Here is a 14,500-nt window from a genome sequence, read left to right on the forward strand (position 1 = left end):
GGGACAATTGATAACGCATATTAGGCCGTCTTTGAAGTCGCCGGTTCTTTGGGAGCCGGTCGCATAATGCAAAAAGCCCGGCGCTATAGCTTCGGGCTCAGTCCAGACTCACTATGGAGGCACTGTGAAAGCATTGCAAGGCGTTGACGGTCGAGTGGTGTGGGTTGATGAGCCGAGTCCTGCATGCGATGTAGGACAAGTTCGTATCCGAGTGTCGGCAGCGGGTCTCAATCGCGCCGATTTATTGCAGAAGGCAGGCCTTTATCCGCCGCCACCGGGGGCTAGCCAAGTGCTTGGTCTAGAGTGCTCGGGCGTGATCAGCGAGGTTGGCGCCGGATCCTCCTGGCAGATTGGCGATCGGGTTTGCGCCTTGCTGGCCGGGGGCGGGATGGCCGAAGAGGTGGTTGTCGACGGGCGGCACGTGCTGCCGGTTCCCGACGGAATGTCACTGGTCGAAGCGGCTGCATTGCCCGAGGTTTATGCAACTGTCTGGCTGAATCTGTTTCAACTGGCTGCGCTCAAACCGGGTCAGAAAGTTCTTCTGCATGCCGGGGCAAGTGGAATTGGTTCAGCGGCCATTCAGCTGTGCAAGGCCTTCGGCAACCCGTGTTGGGTCAGTGTTGGCTCCGCCGAGCGGTTGGCGTACTGCGAAGCGCTGGGCGCCCAGGGCGGCGTAGTACGCAGCGGTGATCTGGAGAGCCTGCGGGATCTGGGGCCGTTCGACGTGATTCTCGACCCGGTGGGCGGCAATTACGCGGCGTTGAACCTCAAGCTGCTGGCGCAGGACGGACGTTGGGTGTTGATCGGTCTGATGGGCGGCCGCGAGGCCAAACTCGATCTGGCCCAGGTGCTGGCCAAGCGCGTGCAGTTGCTGGGCTCGACCTTGCGCAGCCGTGACGATCAATTCAAGGCGGATCTGTTCAGTGATCTGAGCCAGCACGTGTGGCCGTTGTTCGCCGAGGGGCGCTTGAGCCCGCAACTGGCCAGGACATTCCCGATCAAGGATGCCGAGGCAGCGTTTGCCGAGATGGCGAGTAATACCGTGGCGGGGAAGGTGGTGTTGGTGATAGATGAAAGCCTGAGCTGACAACACTGAACCTGTGGGAGCGGGCTTGCTCGCGAAAGCGGTGTGTCATTCAACGATGTATTGACTGATTCGACGCCTTCGCGAGCAAGCCCGCTCCCACAGGGAGCTTGCGTTATTTCCAGGTATGGATCGGCCAGCCAGCCTTTTCAGCCTGCTCGCGCAACACCGGATCCGGGTTGACCGCGTGGGGGAAATCCACCTTAAGCAATAGCGGCAGGTCATTGCGAGAGTCGGAATAGAAACTCGCGCCTTCAAGGTTTTCCTCTTCTGCATCCAGCCACTCCAGCAAGCGAGTGATCTTGCCTTCGCGGTAGGTCAGGGTGCCGACGGTATGGCCGCTGTAAACGCCATGAGTCACTTCCAGTTCGATACCGAGAATCTCGTCGATGCCCAGGCGCTCAGCGATGGGGCCGACCAGATGGGTGCCCGAAGCGGAGATCACCAAAATCCGGTCGCCGGCCTTGCGATGGGCGGCGATGGCTTTGGTGGCGTCACTGAAAATGATCGGCTCGATGTAGTCCTCCACCCACGGACCAACCAGGTGCGCGACTTCTTCAGGCGTACGACCAATCAACGGTTCCAGGCTGAAGGCCATGTAGTCCTCCATGGCCAGATGGCCCCGGCCGTAGGCATCCATCAATTCCTTGTCGCGACGCAGGAACGATTCGCCATCGACCCAGCCGAGGCGGACCATTTGCTCGCTCCACAGTGAGGCGCAGTCGCCGTGGATCAGGGTTTCGTCCAGATCAAAAATTGCCAGGGCCATCAGTGCGGTTCTCTCTTCAGCGTCAGCAAAGGCATCAGGCTACCTCACACAGGGCCGTCGGATCGATGGAAAGCGCCAGCCGCTGACCATCGGGATGCAGGTCGGCCGCCGAGCGGTTCAGCACATCCACCACCAATTCCACGCCTCGGGCTTCGACCCGGTAGCGAATCACGTTGCCCAGCAGGCTGTGGCTGCGAATCTGCGCGTCCAGTTCGCCGTTAAGGCTCAGTTCAATGGCTTCCGGGCGAATGGCGATGCGCTTACTGATCGGTCGCTGCAACAGCTTCGAAGCGCTGTCGGCATCCAACAGGTTGTAGTTGCCGATGAAACCGGCGGCGAACACATCCACCGGTGCGGTATAGAGGGTTTCGGCGTCGCCGCTTTGTACGATTTTTCCCTGATTCATCAGGAAAATCCGGTCGGACATGGTCAGGGCTTCTTCCTGATCATGTGTGACGAAAATCGTGGTCAGGCCCAGTTCGCGCTGGATCTGACGAATCTGCTCACGCAGATGCTTGCGAATCCGCGCGTCGAGGGCCGACAACGGTTCGTCGAGCAGCAACAGGCGTGGCCGGGTCACCAGGGAGCGGGCGAGGGCGACGCGCTGGCACTGCCCCCCCGAGAGCTGATGCGGGTAACGCGCGGCAAAGTCATTGAGCTCCACCAATTTCAGCACTTCGGCGACGCGTTTGCGGCTGTCATCGGCATTGACCTTTTGCATGCGCAGGCCGAAGGCGACGTTTTGTTCCACGGTCATGTTGGGGAACAGGGCATAGCTCTGGAATACCATGCCGATCCCGCGTTTCTGCGGGCTCACCGGCACGATATCGGCGCCATCGAGCAGGATTTTACCGCCATCCACCGAAGTCAGGCCGGCAATGCAGCGCAGGAGGGTGGATTTGCCGCAACCGGACGGGCCGAGCAGGGTGACGAACTCACCTTTCTGGATTTCGCAATTGATGTCGCTGAACACGGTGGTGCCAGCGAAGCTTTTCTGAAGATGTTGGACGCTGACATAGCTCATTCGCTTTTGTCCCTGTTCAAGATATTGGCAATCCAGGTCAGAACCAGCACAAAGAAGAAATAGGAAATCACCAGCGCACTGGTGAAATGACCGCTGCTGTTGCGCATGTTGTTGAGGTAGACCTGCAGGGTTTCGTAGCGGGTGCCGACCAGGATGTTGGCAAACACGAACTCACCGAACAGGAACGAGAACGACAGCAGCAGTGCCACCATCAAGCCCTTGCGCAGGTTCGGCAGCACCACCAGGAAGGCGGCTTGAAAGGTGCTGGCGCCGAGTAACTGGGCGGCGTCCATCAGGTCGCGCAGGTTGATCGCCTGCAGGTTGTTGGTGATCGCCCGGTACATGAACGGCAGCGCCACGGTGAAGTAGCAACCGATCAGGATCCAGGGCGTCCCGACCATGGCGAACGGTCCGGAACCGTAGAGCTGCAACAGCCCCACCGACGACACCACCGGCGGTACGGCGAAGGGCAGCAGGATCAGGATGTTCATCAGCGCGTCGAGTTTCGGGAAGTGGTAATGCACCACGAACAGCAGCGGCAGAATCAGCACCACCGAAAGAATCAGCGAGCCGACGCAGACCAGCAGCGATTGCCCGAACGCATGCAGGAAGCGCGGATCGCTCCACAGCTGGATGTACCACTTGAGGGTGAAACCGCTGGGCAGAATGGTCGCCGACCAACTGCTGGCGATCGAGTAGATCAGCGTGCCGGCCAGCGGCAACAGCAGGATGGCAAACAGCAGGTACACCACGACGCGGTGGTAGACACCGGCGGGTCCCAGTTCAGCGCGAGACATGGTAGCTCCTCTTCAGCAGCAACTGATGCACGATGGTCACCAGGGTCATCAAGGCCACCAGCACCACGGCCAGGGCGCTGGCCAGGTTCGGGTCCAGGGAGATGTCACCGGACACCATCGCCGCGATGCGGATCGGCAGCACGTTGAAGTTGCCGGTGGTCAAGGCGTACACCGTGGCGTAGGCACCGAGGGCGTTGGCCAGCAGGATCACGAAGGTGCCCAGCAGTGCCGGCGTCAACACCGGCAATCCGATGTGCCGCCAGAATTGCCAGCCGCTCGCGCCAAGCAGCGAGGCGGACTCACGCCAGTCTTCGCGCAAGGCATCGAAGGCCGGGTACAGCAACAGTACGCCGAGGGGAATCTGGAAGTAGGTGTAGAGGATGATCAGCCCGGTTTTCGAGTACAGGTTGAAGTCCTGAATGATTCCGGCCTGCTTGAGCATGATGGTGAAGCTGCCGTTGAAGCCGAGCAAAATGATGAACGCAAAGGCCAGGGGCACACCGGAGAAGTTGCTGGTCATGTTGGCGAAGGCGTTGACGAAGTTGCGCAGTTTCGAATCGACCCGGTGCAGGGAATAGGCGCCCAGAATCGCGATGACGATCCCCAGCACGCTGGACCAGAAGCTGATCTCAAGGCTGTACTGGATGGCCTGCAGGTAAAACTTCGAGCTGAAGATTTTGCTGAAGTTGGCCAGGCCCCAGCCGAATTCTTCCGATTGCAGGCTGTTGATCATCACCCAGGTCAGCGGTGCGATTTCGAACACGATGAAGAACAGCGCGAACGGGACCAGGCATAAGGCTGCCAGCCATTTACTGCGGCTCATGGTATTCACTTCAACAGCTCCCGGCAGACCGGTTTGTCGTGGGGCACGCCGAGCAACTGGCAGACGGTGCCGCAGATCTCGGTCTGTTTCGGCGCGGCACCGGCGTCGAGGCTGAACGCGTCACCGAGCACGAACAGCGGCACTTCACGTTCTTCCGGCAGCAGGCCGTTGTGGGAGCGGTCGTTGTTCATGCCGTGGTCGGCGGTGACCAGCACCTGATAACCGGCATCGAGCCAGCCTTGCAGGTAGTCGGCCAGGATGATGTCGGCCGAGCGGGCGCTGTTGCGGTACTGCGGGGTGTCGAGGCCGTGCTTGTGCCCGGCATCGTCGATGTTCATCGGGTGGATCAGCAAAAAGTCCGGCACATGGCGCAGGCGCAGGCTTTCGGCGTCGGCGAACAGGTGCGAGTCCGGGTAGTGATCGTTCCAGTAGAAATGCCCGTGCTGGATCGGCAGTTGCGGGTCATCGGTGTGACGGTCCCGGGCCGCCACGAAGGGCGAACGGTTGTACAGCTCGCTGACCCAGTGATAGGCCGCCGCCGCGGTGACAAGACCTGCGTCGGTGGCGTAGTGATAGATGCTGCGCTGGTTGGACAGGCGCGAGACGTTGTTGTGGACGATGCCGCTGTCGATGGGCGCAACGCCGGTCAGGATGCATTCGTATAGCGGGCGGGACAGGGCTGGCAACTCGCACTCCAGTTTGTAGAGTGCGGCGCGTCCGGCGCCGACGTAAGCCTGCAGGTGCCCCATGGCGTGGCGGGCGACCTCGTAGTTGAGGCCGTCGAGCACGACAAGGATGACGTTGTGCTTCATAGGGGCAAAAACTCCGTGTATCAGGAATCAGGAAAAGCCAGGTCAACTCAGTCCCCCTGTGGGAGCGGGCTTGCTCGCGAATGCGGATTGACATCCAGCATTGATGTCGACTGACACACCGCTTTCGCGAGCAAGCCCGCTCCCACATTTGGATCTCCATCAGATCCCGAAATGGGGATCTACCCGGTTACTGCATATTGATGATGACTTCTTCCTGCCACTTCTGAGGAAGGGCCTTGGAGGTCTTTTCCCAGGCGTCCGCATCCTTGATCGGCGTCACTTTCTTGTACTGCTCGTTAGGCAGCAGCTTGGCCTGTACCTCGGCTGGCAGGGTCAGGTGTTCGGCACGGATCGGACGGGCGTTGCCCTTGGCCAGGTTGATCTGGCCGGCGTCGCTGAAGATGTATTCGCGGGTCAGCTTGGCGGCATTCGGGTTTTTCGCGTACTTGTTGATGATGGTGGTGTAGCCGGAGATCACCGAACCGTCGGACGGGATCAGCACCACGTAGTCATCCGGGTTGGCCATCTTGGCCTTGTAGCTCAGGCCGTTGAAGTCCCAGACCACGCCGACTTCGATTTCGCCTTTTTCCATGGTGGCAATCGTCGGGTTGGACATCGACAGGCGACCTTGCTTGGCGATGTCGGCGAACAGATCCAGGGCAGGCTTGAGGTTTTTCTCGTCGCCACCGTTGGCCAGTGCTGCGGCCAGTACGCCGTTGGCGGCCTGGGCTGCGGTGCTCACGTCGCCGATGGAGACCTTGTATTTACCGCCCTTGAGGTCAGCCCACTTGGTTGGGGCTTCGGAACCGTGCAGCAACTTCTTGTTGACGATGAAAGCGATGGTACCGGTGTAGGCCAGTGCCCAGTTGCCGTCCTTGTCCTTGGCCCAGGCTGGAACCTGATCCCAGGTCGAAGGCTTGTAAGGCTGGACCACGCCTTGCTTGACCGCGATCGGGCCGAACGCGGCACCGACGTCGCCGATGTCGGCGCTGGCGTTGTCTTTTTCCGCGGCGAACTTGGCGATCTCCTGGGCCGAGCTCATGTCGGTGTCGATGTGCTTGAGGCCGTACTTGTCGCTCAGGTCTTTCCAGGTGCCAGCCCAGTTGGCCCAGTCATTGGGCATGCCGACGCTGTTGACGGCGCCTTCCGCTTTCGCAGCGGCTTCCAGGGTTTTCAGATCATCGGCCGCCATGGCGGCGGTGCACATTGCAATGGTCGAGCCTAACAGTGATGCCAGGAAAAACTGTTTCATTCCAAAGCTCCTTGGGGCGTGTTCAACGCTGCGATTGCGGTTTGTGTTGGTCTAGGTCAGCAATACCTGAGCCAATTTAAGGGGGCTGGATGACACTTTGATGTCGTTCGTCGCCCGGGATGACTTTTTGTTGAGCGGTATCGCGGGTGGCCTGCTAAGCGTAGACCATGGTCAAAGCCCCGGCGGGCAAGGGACTTGGCCGATGTATTGCAGGTTCTTGAAGTCACGAATGGCGACCGTTGGGTCGTTTTGTCACATCTCGGTCATCTGCGCTGCCTACGCTTGCAGACTATCGAATGAGCCGGTTTTTGTTGCGGTTCTGCCCTGAATTGGTTCTGGCCTAGTCCAGATAGGAAACATTGATGCGTGAAGAGGCAACCAAAGCGGTAACAGCCATCGGCCAGGTGCTTCAGGAGCAGATCGACCATGGATTGTTGACTCCCGGCAGCAAATTGCCGGCCGAGCGCAAGCTCAGTGAATTGTTCGGCACCACGCGGATCACTTTGCGTGAAGCGTTGTTGCAGTTGGAGTCACAGGGGCAGATTTATCGTGAAGAGCGTCGCGGCTGGTTCGTCTCGCCGCCACGCCTGGCGTACAACCTCATGCAGCGCAGCCACTTTCACGCGATGGTCAGCGCCCAGGGGCGAGTGCCGTCCACCGAGGTGATTTCGGCGCGATTGCAACCGGCATCGGCGGCGGTGTGTGCCTGGCTGCAATTGCCCGCGCTGTCGAGCGTGATTCAGATCTGCCGCTCACGGCGGATCGATGGGCGGCTGGTGCTGTATGTGGAGCACTATCTGAACCCGCAGTACTTTCCCGGGATCCTCGATTTCGATTTGAATCAGTCGATCACCGAGTTGTATGCGCGGCATTACGATTTGCACTACGGGCGGGTGCGCTTCGAGATTGTGCCCACGGCGTTGTCGGTGGATGCGGCGGCGGCGTTGAAGGTGTCGGTGGGCAGCCCGGGCCTGCGGATTGCCCGGGTCAACTATGACCAGCATGAACGCCTGATCGACTGCGACCTGGAGTTCTGGCGGCATGATGCGATTCATGTCGGGGTAGATGTTGTCTGACGCTGCTTTCGTAGGAGGTTATTCATTCTGCGGGCCACCACCCGCGGTAATCACCTGAATACTCATCCGCGGTGTCGCCAGATCCAGTCCGGCTTCATCCATGTGCCGCTTGAGCGACAGGTTGAATGCTCGCGACACTTCCCACTGCTTGATTGGCGCGGTCTTGAAGCGGGCGCGCAGGATCGCGTTGCCCGACTCGAAACTTTCCACCCCCTGAAATTCCAGCGGCGACCAGATATTGCGTCGCTGCAACGGATCGGTGCGCATTTTCTGGGCGACTTCGCGCATCAGTTTGATTGCGTTGTCGATGTCCATGCTGGCGGGCACGGCTACCCGGAAGATCGCGTAGCCGAATTCCCGGGAGTAGTTCTTGATGCTCTTGATTTCACTGAACGGAATGGTGTGGACGATGCCGTCGATGTCCCGCAGGCGCACGGTGCGGATGGTCAGGCCTTCGACCGTGCCGAGGTGGCCGCCGACATCCACGTAGTCGTCGATGGCCAGGGAGTCTTCGATGATGATGAACAACCCGGTAATCAGGTCGGCTACCAGCGACTGCGCACCAAAACCGATGGCCAGGCCGATCACGCCGGCACCGGCCAGCAGTGGCGTGACGTTCATGCCCATGTTCGCCAGGGCGACAATCAGCGCGATGATGAAAATCGCTATGAACAGCACATTGCGGATCAGCGGCATCATCGTCTGCGCGCGGGCATTGGCCAGGCCTTTGCGCGAGCGGGTGAGGGCGTGGTGCACGGCGGTGTCACTGAGAATCCAGATCAGCCAGGCGAACAGCAATGTGCCGGCGAGGCTGAACAGTTTGACACTGACTTCGTGGCCGTCGCCTTCGGTAAAGCGGATCAACGACATGCCCCAGACCCGCAGGCCAAGTTCGATAAAGGCCAGCCACACCAACAGGTGGACGATGGTGTAGAAGAAGTTTTTCAGCCGTTCCGAATACACGGCGTAGCGCCGGATACCGCGCTGGGGTTTGAGGCCATGGCGGCGTACCAGGCCGTTGATGACCATGCACAGCACCAGCAAGACGGTACAGATCAGCGACTGGCGCAGGGCAGTGCTGGTGTCGCCGGCGGAAATGAACGTCGCGAACAGGGAGATGGCCACCAGCACCAGCGCCGGCACGTACCAGAAGGTGCCGAGAATCGACAGGGTGTCGTTGAGGGCGCGGCGGGTCAGGCGTCGGGACAGCGGCTGGTTGCGGATCAGGTGGGCGATCGGCCGGCGGAAGCGCAGGATGAAGCGCCCCGTGGAGAGCGCGGCCAGGACATTGGCAACCGTCGCGGCGGTGTGGGCCAGATGGCTGCCGAGGCTGTTGACCAGTTGCGGATCGCTCAGGGCTTCACCAAACGCCGCGAAGCTGCCGATCAGCCACAGTGGCCGAAACGCCTGGTGCCGCAGGATGTACAGGGCGCGGTGACGATGCGGGCCGTCGAGCAGGGAAAAGGCAATCACGCAGATGGCCGAGAAGCAGGTGCCGACCACCAGTGCATAGGCCAGCACCATCGCCAGGCTCTTGCCCAGGGACGAGGGCAGGGCGTAGCTCATGTAGACCGTGATCACCAGGGCAATCAGCCACGGCCCGAGTTTGCGCAGCGCAAAACGCAACATGTCGAGGGCCCGGGGGTGCTGCGGCAGTTCTTCGGTCAGGCCGAAACGCATCCGCACACGGTGGCTGATCCAGATCAGGACGGCGGCCAGCAGGCTCCAGACCATCAGGATCATGGCAAAGGCGAACAGCATGGGCAGCCATTCATTGGCCGGCAGCGCCAGCGCCACCAGTTCCTCCTTGGCCTGATCGAACTCACTGGACCAGCGCGTGAGCGGGCTGTCGTCGCCGGTAAACTTCTTCTCGATAGTGGCCAGGGTTCCGCCAATCAGGCCCAGCACGCCTTCTTCTGTAATCGGCTGGGCCTGTTTGGTGGTGTCACGGAGCTTTTTCAGGTCGGCCAGCAGCTTGCTGCGTTGCTGGTCGTTTTCCAGTGACTTGATCACTTCGTCCAGGGATTGCCCCAGCGGTTCCTGTGCTTCGGGCTGCGCCTTGGCCTGGTTGTTGAGCAGGCCTGGCAGGCCGGCGGCCTGGGCAGGCGCCACTGACAGCAGCGTCATCAGGCAGACAAGGACAATACACGGGAGGGCAAAAAGACGAGCGAACACTAGGCGGTCAACCTTGCGAGGAGCGGATCGACCGAGTGTACGAGCCCGTCAAAATCAATGCGAGCCAAGGGCGATGAATTATTCGTTGAGTTTGGCGAGGATCTTGATCACCACGGTCGCAAGAATGGTCAACATGCCGATCCACATGGCAAACACGCCGGCATTTTTATCGCGAAAGTTGAAGCCGACGGCCAGCAGGAGCATCCCGGCAAGAATCGGGATCAGCATGGTGTGGAAGGTAGACATCGAAATCATGGAGACAGCCTTGTCGAAGGGATACTTGAAGTCTAGGCCGCTTTTGACGTGGCCGGTGTGATGTGTGTAGGAGCGAGCTTGCTTCGGGCGGCGATCCGACGATGAACTTCAGGGCGCCGCGATCATCCCGGCGTTCCGTCAACGTTCAAGTCCATCGCGAGCAAGCTCGCTCCTACAGGGTTTTGTTACGGCAACTCGCGGCAGGCGTAGAACGCGCTCAGCACCTTGACCAGATGCGCCAGGTCATGGCTGCCGCACAGTTCGCGGATCGAGTGCATGGCGAACGTCGGCAGGCCGATGTCCACGGTGCGCACGCCCAGGTGGCTGGCGGTGATCGGGCCGATGGTCGAACCACAGCCCATGTCGCTGCGCACCACGAAGCTTTGCACCGGCACTTCTTCAGCCATGCACAGGTGACGGAAGAACCCGGCGGTTTCGCTGTTGGTGGCGTAGCGCTGGTTGCTGTTGACCTTGATCACCGGGCCGGCGTTGAGTTTCGGGCCGTGGTTGGCGTCGTGCTTGTCGGCGTAATTCGGGTGCACGCCGTGGGCGTTGTCAGCCGAAACCAGCAGGGATTTCTGAATGGTGCGTACGAATTCATCACCTTCGGGCAGCAGGCGACGCAAGGTTTGCTCAAGCATCGGGCCGTCGGCACCGCAGGCCGAGCAGGAGCCGACTTCTTCGTGGTCGTTGCAGACCAGCACGCAGGTTTCGCCGGTGTCGGCCGTCAGCAGCGCTTGCAGACCGGCATAGCACGACAGCAGGTTGTCCAGGCGCGCGCCGGCGATGAAATCGCCATGCAGGCCAATGACCGCAGCGCTTTGGGTGTCGTAGAAACTCAACTCGTAATCGAGCACCACGTCGGCATTCAGGCCGTGTTCGCGGGCGAGCTGGTCGGTGAGCACTGCGCGGAAGTCCACGCGTTCGTCACCGGCAAATTGCGCTAGGATCGGCGGCAGTTCGGTCTGGGCGTTGATTGCCCAGCCCATGTTGGCTTCACGATTGAGGTGAATCGCCAGGTTAGGAATGATCGCGACCGGAGCCTTGAAGTCGATCAACTGGCTTTCGACCTTGCCATCACGACGGAAAGTTACGCGGCCCGCCAGGGACAGGTCACGGTCGAACCATGGCGCCAGCAGCGCGCCGCCATACACTTCGACGCCCAGTTGCCAGAAGCCCTGGCGTTGCAGTTCCGGTTGCGGCTTGACGCGCAGGCACGGGCTGTCGGTGTGGGCGCCGACCAGGCGAATGCCGCCGTGCAACGGTGAATGGCGGCCCATTTTGATCGCGACAATCGAAGAGTCGTTGCGGGTGACGTAGTAGCGACCGTTGGCTTCGGTATTCCACGGCTCGCGCTCGTCGAGGCGTTGATAGCCCGCCGCTTCCAGACGCTGAACAAGGCTGGCGGTGGCATGGAACGGGGTAGGGGAGGCCTTGAGAAAATCGATCAGGCCTTGGTTCAACTCTTCGCGCATAAAGTAGCTCCAGACAGCAGTGGCGCCAGTTTAACGTATTGGCCTGGTAAATGGCGTCGCACTGAATGCGGGGCTGGCCACCGAAATTGAATCTGGAGGAGATCCCTTGTGGGAGCGGGCTTGCTCGCGAAGGCGTAGTGTCAGACAACATCAATAGTGACTGTCACACCGCTTTCGTCGGAACGCCGCCCGGAGCAAGCCCGCTCCCACACTTTTAAAACGGCGCCGGACACTCAAAGCGCAGGCGCTCGCCGGTCTGCGGGTGGGTAAAGCTGAGCATGCTCGCGTGCAGGCACAACCGCGGCCAGGCCGCCAAAGCCTGTTCATGGGCATAAAGCCCGTCACCCAGCAGCGGATGGCCAATCGAGAGCATGTGCACGCGCAACTGGTGGGAGCGGCCGGTGATCGGTGTCAGCTCGACGCGGCACCAGTCGCCGCAACGTTCGAGCACGCGCCAGAAGGTCAGCGCATGTTTGCCGAATTCATGGTCGACCACGTGGCGTGGCTTGGTCGGCGGGTCGTAGCGCAAGGGCAGGTCGATGCTGCCGCTGTCCAGTTCCGGCTGACCCCAGCACAGGGCGGTGTAGGCCTTTTCGGTTTCGCGGTCGTGAAATTGCCGGGACAGCTCGCGATGGGTGTCCGGATCGCGGGCCAGCAGGATGATGCCGGAAGTCTCCCAGTCCAGCCGGTGGACGATTCGCGCTTCCGGGTAGCCGTTTTCCTGCAGGCGGGTAATCAGGCAGTCCTTGTTGTCATCGGCCCGGCCAGGGACAGAGAGCAACAGGGTCGGTTTGTTCACCACCAGTACGGCGGCATCCTGATGGATGATGTGGATATTGGACAACGGCATTAAAACAGCCTCGTAACAAACGCCAACGGCGGCTCAGGTCCCTTCCGGTTGCAGAGGGGACCTGAGCCGCCGTGGCTCCAGCCGGATCGACTCAGCGATCTGGCAGGGTGATATTGAGTTCCAGAATCGAGCAGCTGCCCTGGCTTTCCAGTGCGACATGCACGTCATCGGACCCGATATTGACGTACTTGCGGATCACCTCGACCAGTTCCTTTTGCAAGGCTGGCAGGTAGTCCGGGGTACTGCGTTGGCCGCGTTCGTGCGCCACGATGATCTGTAGACGCTCTTTCGCTACCGACGCGGTGCTTTGCTTTTTGTTGGCACGAAAGAAGTCAAAAAGGTTCATTGCTTAGTTGCCTCCAAACAGGCGCTCGAAGAATCCCTTCTTCTGTACATCAAGGAATCGATGATCCACGGTCTTGCCCAGCAGGCGGTCAACGGTATCGCTGTAGGCCTGGCCGGCATCGCTCTGGTCGTCGAGAATCACCGGAACACCCTGGTTGGATGCCTTGAGCACCGCCTGGGATTCAGGGATCACGCCGAGCAGGGTCACCGAAAGGATCTCCTTGACGTCTTCTACGCCGAGCATTTCGCCTTTGCTCACACGTTCCGGGTGATAACGGGTAATCAGCAGGTGTTCCTTGATCGGGTCTTCGCCACGTTCGGCGCGACGGGACTTGCTGGCCAGCAGGCCGAGCATGCGATCGGAGTCGCGCACCGAGGAGACTTCCGGGTTGGTCACGACGATCGCTTCATCGGCGAAGTACATGGCCAGGTGGGCGCCTTTCTCGATGCCTGCCGGGGAGTCGCAGACCACGAACTCAAAGTCTTCCTTGAGTTGCATCAGGACTTTTTCCACGCCTTCGACGGTCAGCGCGTCTTTGTCGCGGGTCTGGCTGGCGGCCAGCACGTAGAGGTTTTCCAGGCGCTTGTCTTTGATCAGGGCCTGTTGCAGGTTGGCTTCGCCGTTGACCACGTTGACGAAGTCATACACCACGCGGCGCTCGCAACCCATGATCAGGTCGAGGTTACGCAAGCCCACGTCGAAGTCGACGATCACTGTTTTGTGGCCGCGCAGAGCGAGGCCGGTACCGATAGCGGCGCTGGTGGTGGTCTTACCCACACCACCCTTGCCGGATGTAACCACGAGAATCTTGGCCAAGGTGTTTCACCCCTAAGGAAGAAGGACTTTTCAGTCCCTGAAAAACATCTCCTGAAAAACTACTGCAGTCGGACAGCCTTGGCTGGAATCCGGTTTTGAGCGGCGTTTACCCCCGGTAAACACTGCTTTCGGCCTTTTTCCTACTTCGTTTGAGCCGTTTTCGCTACGTTTTAGAGATGCTTGGAAAATGCGGCAGTATCCGTTAAAGCCGAATGATGTTCAACACGTCGCCGGACAGGCTGACCTGCACACCCGAACCCCATAGAGGGTCGCGGCGCAGATCTTCGGAAACCTTGTAATGCCCGGCGATGGAAATCAGTTCAGCACTCATTTGCTGACAGAAAATCCGCGCCTTGGTGTCGCCCTTGACGCCGGCCAACACGCGACCACGCATCGGGCCGTATACATGGATGTTGCCATCGGCGAGAAGTTCCGCCCCCGGGCTGACCGAGGAGATCACCACCAGATCGCTGCCCTGGGCATAAATCTGCTGGCCACCACGTACCGGCGAGGTGATGATTTTCGTCGGCTTGATGGTCGGCTCGGGCGGTTTTTCCGGTTTTTTCTTCGGTTCGCCTTCGGTCAGGTCCAGTGGACGCTCCCGGGCACCGGACGGTGGCAGCACCGGCAGGTCCACCGCGATAGCGGCTGCAATGTCTTCGATGCGGCTGGCGCGGATCGCCAGGGTGCGCAGGCCATGCTGGCGGCAAACGCGCATCAGCCCTGGCAGATCGACCGCGCCTTCGTTGGCCGGGAGTTTGTCCAGGGCCAGTACCAGCGGCGCGTTGCTGAAGAAGTTGGGCGCCAGGGCGACCTTGGCGGCCAGTTGCCGATCGAGGCTTTCGAGGTCGTTACGGGCCAGTTCCAGCACCGTAATGGCCAGCATGCTGCCCTTCAACTGGAACACGGGATCTTGGTCTAGCGGTTCGGTTTGGCTCATGGTCGG

At 60.4% G+C, this 14,500-nt stretch carries 15 protein-coding genes; 2 read left to right on the forward strand and 13 right to left on the reverse strand.

The window, feature by feature from the left end:
* Positions 1–124: 124 nt before the first annotated feature.
* Positions 125–1,087 carry a zinc-binding dehydrogenase gene (locus tag KGB28_RS10845; protein ID WP_223444844.1) on the forward strand — a complete coding sequence of 321 codons (963 nt, stop codon included), beginning with the start codon at positions 125–127 and terminating at the stop codon, positions 1,085–1,087.
* A gap of 112 nt (positions 1,088–1,199) precedes the next feature.
* Here the strand turns inward: KGB28_RS10845 and KGB28_RS10850 are convergent, their stop codons facing one another.
* The 6 genes from KGB28_RS10850 to KGB28_RS10875 all read right to left on the reverse strand — a co-directional run bounded on the left by KGB28_RS10850 (position 1,200) and on the right by KGB28_RS10875 (position 6,561).
* Entirely contained in the window at positions 1,200–1,853 is a 654-nt protein-coding gene (locus tag KGB28_RS10850) for an HAD family hydrolase (protein ID WP_223444846.1), read from the reverse strand.
* 34 nt (positions 1,854–1,887) lie between these two features.
* Entirely contained in the window at positions 1,888–2,877 is a 990-nt protein-coding gene (locus tag KGB28_RS10855) for an ABC transporter ATP-binding protein (RefSeq protein ID WP_150724575.1), read from the reverse strand.
* The gene (locus KGB28_RS10860) at positions 2,874–3,674 is read right to left on the reverse strand and encodes an ABC transporter permease (RefSeq protein ID WP_223444854.1); all 801 of its coding nucleotides are present in this window, start codon (positions 3,672–3,674) and stop codon (positions 2,874–2,876) included. The genes KGB28_RS10855 and KGB28_RS10860 overlap by 4 nt, the downstream gene beginning before the upstream one ends.
* Positions 3,661–4,497: an ABC transporter permease gene (locus tag KGB28_RS10865; protein WP_263296613.1), complete on the reverse strand. Its 837-nt coding sequence runs from the start codon at positions 4,495–4,497 to the stop codon at positions 3,661–3,663. The genes KGB28_RS10860 and KGB28_RS10865 overlap by 14 nt, the downstream gene beginning before the upstream one ends.
* Before the next feature lie 5 nt (positions 4,498–4,502).
* The gene (locus KGB28_RS10870) at positions 4,503–5,309 is read right to left on the reverse strand and encodes an alkaline phosphatase family protein (protein ID WP_223444864.1); all 807 of its coding nucleotides are present in this window, start codon (positions 5,307–5,309) and stop codon (positions 4,503–4,505) included.
* Positions 5,310–5,496: 187 nt separating this feature from the next.
* The gene (locus KGB28_RS10875; RefSeq protein ID WP_223444866.1) at positions 5,497–6,561 is read right to left on the reverse strand and encodes an ABC transporter substrate-binding protein; all 1,065 of its coding nucleotides are present in this window, start codon (positions 6,559–6,561) and stop codon (positions 5,497–5,499) included.
* A 362-nt stretch (positions 6,562–6,923) separates the two neighbouring features.
* Between KGB28_RS10875 and KGB28_RS10880 the strand changes: the two genes are divergently transcribed.
* On the forward strand, positions 6,924–7,637 hold the full coding sequence (locus KGB28_RS10880; RefSeq protein ID WP_150724580.1) for a UTRA domain-containing protein: 714 nt from the start codon (positions 6,924–6,926) through the stop codon (positions 7,635–7,637).
* An 18-nt stretch (positions 7,638–7,655) separates the two neighbouring features.
* Here KGB28_RS10880 and KGB28_RS10885 read toward each other — a convergent pair whose 3' ends face one another.
* The 7 genes from KGB28_RS10885 to minC form a co-directional block, all read right to left on the reverse strand.
* The gene (locus tag KGB28_RS10885; RefSeq protein ID WP_223444873.1) at positions 7,656–9,812 is read right to left on the reverse strand and encodes a mechanosensitive ion channel domain-containing protein; all 2,157 of its coding nucleotides are present in this window, start codon (positions 9,810–9,812) and stop codon (positions 7,656–7,658) included.
* A 78-nt stretch (positions 9,813–9,890) separates the two neighbouring features.
* Positions 9,891–10,067, reverse strand: a complete 177-nt coding sequence (locus KGB28_RS10890; protein WP_223444875.1) for a hypothetical protein — start codon at positions 10,065–10,067, stop codon at positions 9,891–9,893.
* Between the two features lie 185 nt (positions 10,068–10,252).
* Positions 10,253–11,542 (reverse strand): M18 family aminopeptidase, encoded by a 1,290-nt coding sequence (locus KGB28_RS10895; RefSeq protein ID WP_150724582.1) that lies wholly within the window; start codon positions 11,540–11,542, stop codon positions 10,253–10,255.
* A gap of 214 nt (positions 11,543–11,756) precedes the next feature.
* Complete coding sequence (locus tag KGB28_RS10900; RefSeq protein WP_090324073.1) at positions 11,757–12,392, reverse strand: RluA family pseudouridine synthase; 636 nt, start codon at positions 12,390–12,392, stop codon at positions 11,757–11,759.
* A 91-nt stretch (positions 12,393–12,483) separates the two neighbouring features.
* Entirely contained in the window at positions 12,484–12,738 is a 255-nt protein-coding gene (gene minE / locus KGB28_RS10905) for a cell division topological specificity factor MinE (protein ID WP_007974947.1), read from the reverse strand.
* A 3-nt stretch (positions 12,739–12,741) separates the two neighbouring features.
* Positions 12,742–13,554, reverse strand: coding sequence for a septum site-determining protein MinD (gene minD / locus KGB28_RS10910; RefSeq protein WP_007974946.1), 813 nt, complete (start codon positions 13,552–13,554; stop codon positions 12,742–12,744).
* A gap of 202 nt (positions 13,555–13,756) precedes the next feature.
* Positions 13,757–14,494 (reverse strand): septum site-determining protein MinC, encoded by a 738-nt coding sequence (gene minC / locus KGB28_RS10915; RefSeq protein ID WP_056722299.1) that lies wholly within the window; start codon positions 14,492–14,494, stop codon positions 13,757–13,759.
* Positions 14,495–14,500 lie beyond the last annotated feature (6 nt).

It is taken from the genome of Pseudomonas sp. BF-R-19 (assembly GCF_019956445.1).
Taxonomy (GTDB): domain Bacteria; phylum Pseudomonadota; class Gammaproteobacteria; order Pseudomonadales; family Pseudomonadaceae; genus Aquipseudomonas; species Aquipseudomonas fluorescens_BH.

What these genes read in the sequence shown, in the direction of transcription:
- KGB28_RS10850 (WP_223444846.1), bottom strand. Translation starts at nt 1,853, where the DNA reads ATGGCCCTGGCAATTTTTGATCTGGACGAAACCCTGATCCACGGCGAC.
- KGB28_RS10855 (WP_150724575.1), bottom strand. Translation starts at nt 2,877, where the DNA reads ATGAGCTATGTCAGCGTCCAACATCTTCAGAAAAGCTTCGCTGGCACC.
- KGB28_RS10860 (WP_223444854.1), bottom strand. Translation starts at nt 3,674, where the DNA reads ATGTCTCGCGCTGAACTGGGACCCGCCGGTGTCTACCACCGCGTCGTG.
- KGB28_RS10865 (WP_263296613.1), bottom strand. Translation starts at nt 4,497, where the DNA reads ATGAGCCGCAGTAAATGGCTGGCAGCCTTATGCCTGGTCCCGTTCGCG.
- KGB28_RS10870 (WP_223444864.1), bottom strand. Translation starts at nt 5,309, where the DNA reads ATGAAGCACAACGTCATCCTTGTCGTGCTCGACGGCCTCAACTACGAG.
- KGB28_RS10875 (WP_223444866.1), bottom strand. Translation starts at nt 6,561, where the DNA reads ATGAAACAGTTTTTCCTGGCATCACTGTTAGGCTCGACCATTGCAATG.
- KGB28_RS10880 (WP_150724580.1), top strand. Translation starts at nt 6,924, where the DNA reads ATGCGTGAAGAGGCAACCAAAGCGGTAACAGCCATCGGCCAGGTGCTT.
- KGB28_RS10890 (WP_223444875.1), bottom strand. Translation starts at nt 10,067, where the DNA reads ATGATTTCGATGTCTACCTTCCACACCATGCTGATCCCGATTCTTGCC.
- KGB28_RS10895 (WP_150724582.1), bottom strand. Translation starts at nt 11,542, where the DNA reads ATGCGCGAAGAGTTGAACCAAGGCCTGATCGATTTTCTCAAGGCCTCC.
- KGB28_RS10900 (WP_090324073.1), bottom strand. Translation starts at nt 12,392, where the DNA reads ATGCCGTTGTCCAATATCCACATCATCCATCAGGATGCCGCCGTACTG.
- minE (WP_007974947.1), bottom strand. Translation starts at nt 12,738, where the DNA reads ATGAACCTTTTTGACTTCTTTCGTGCCAACAAAAAGCAAAGCACCGCG.
- minC (WP_056722299.1), bottom strand. Translation starts at nt 14,494, where the DNA reads ATGAGCCAAACCGAACCGCTAGACCAAGATCCCGTGTTCCAGTTGAAG.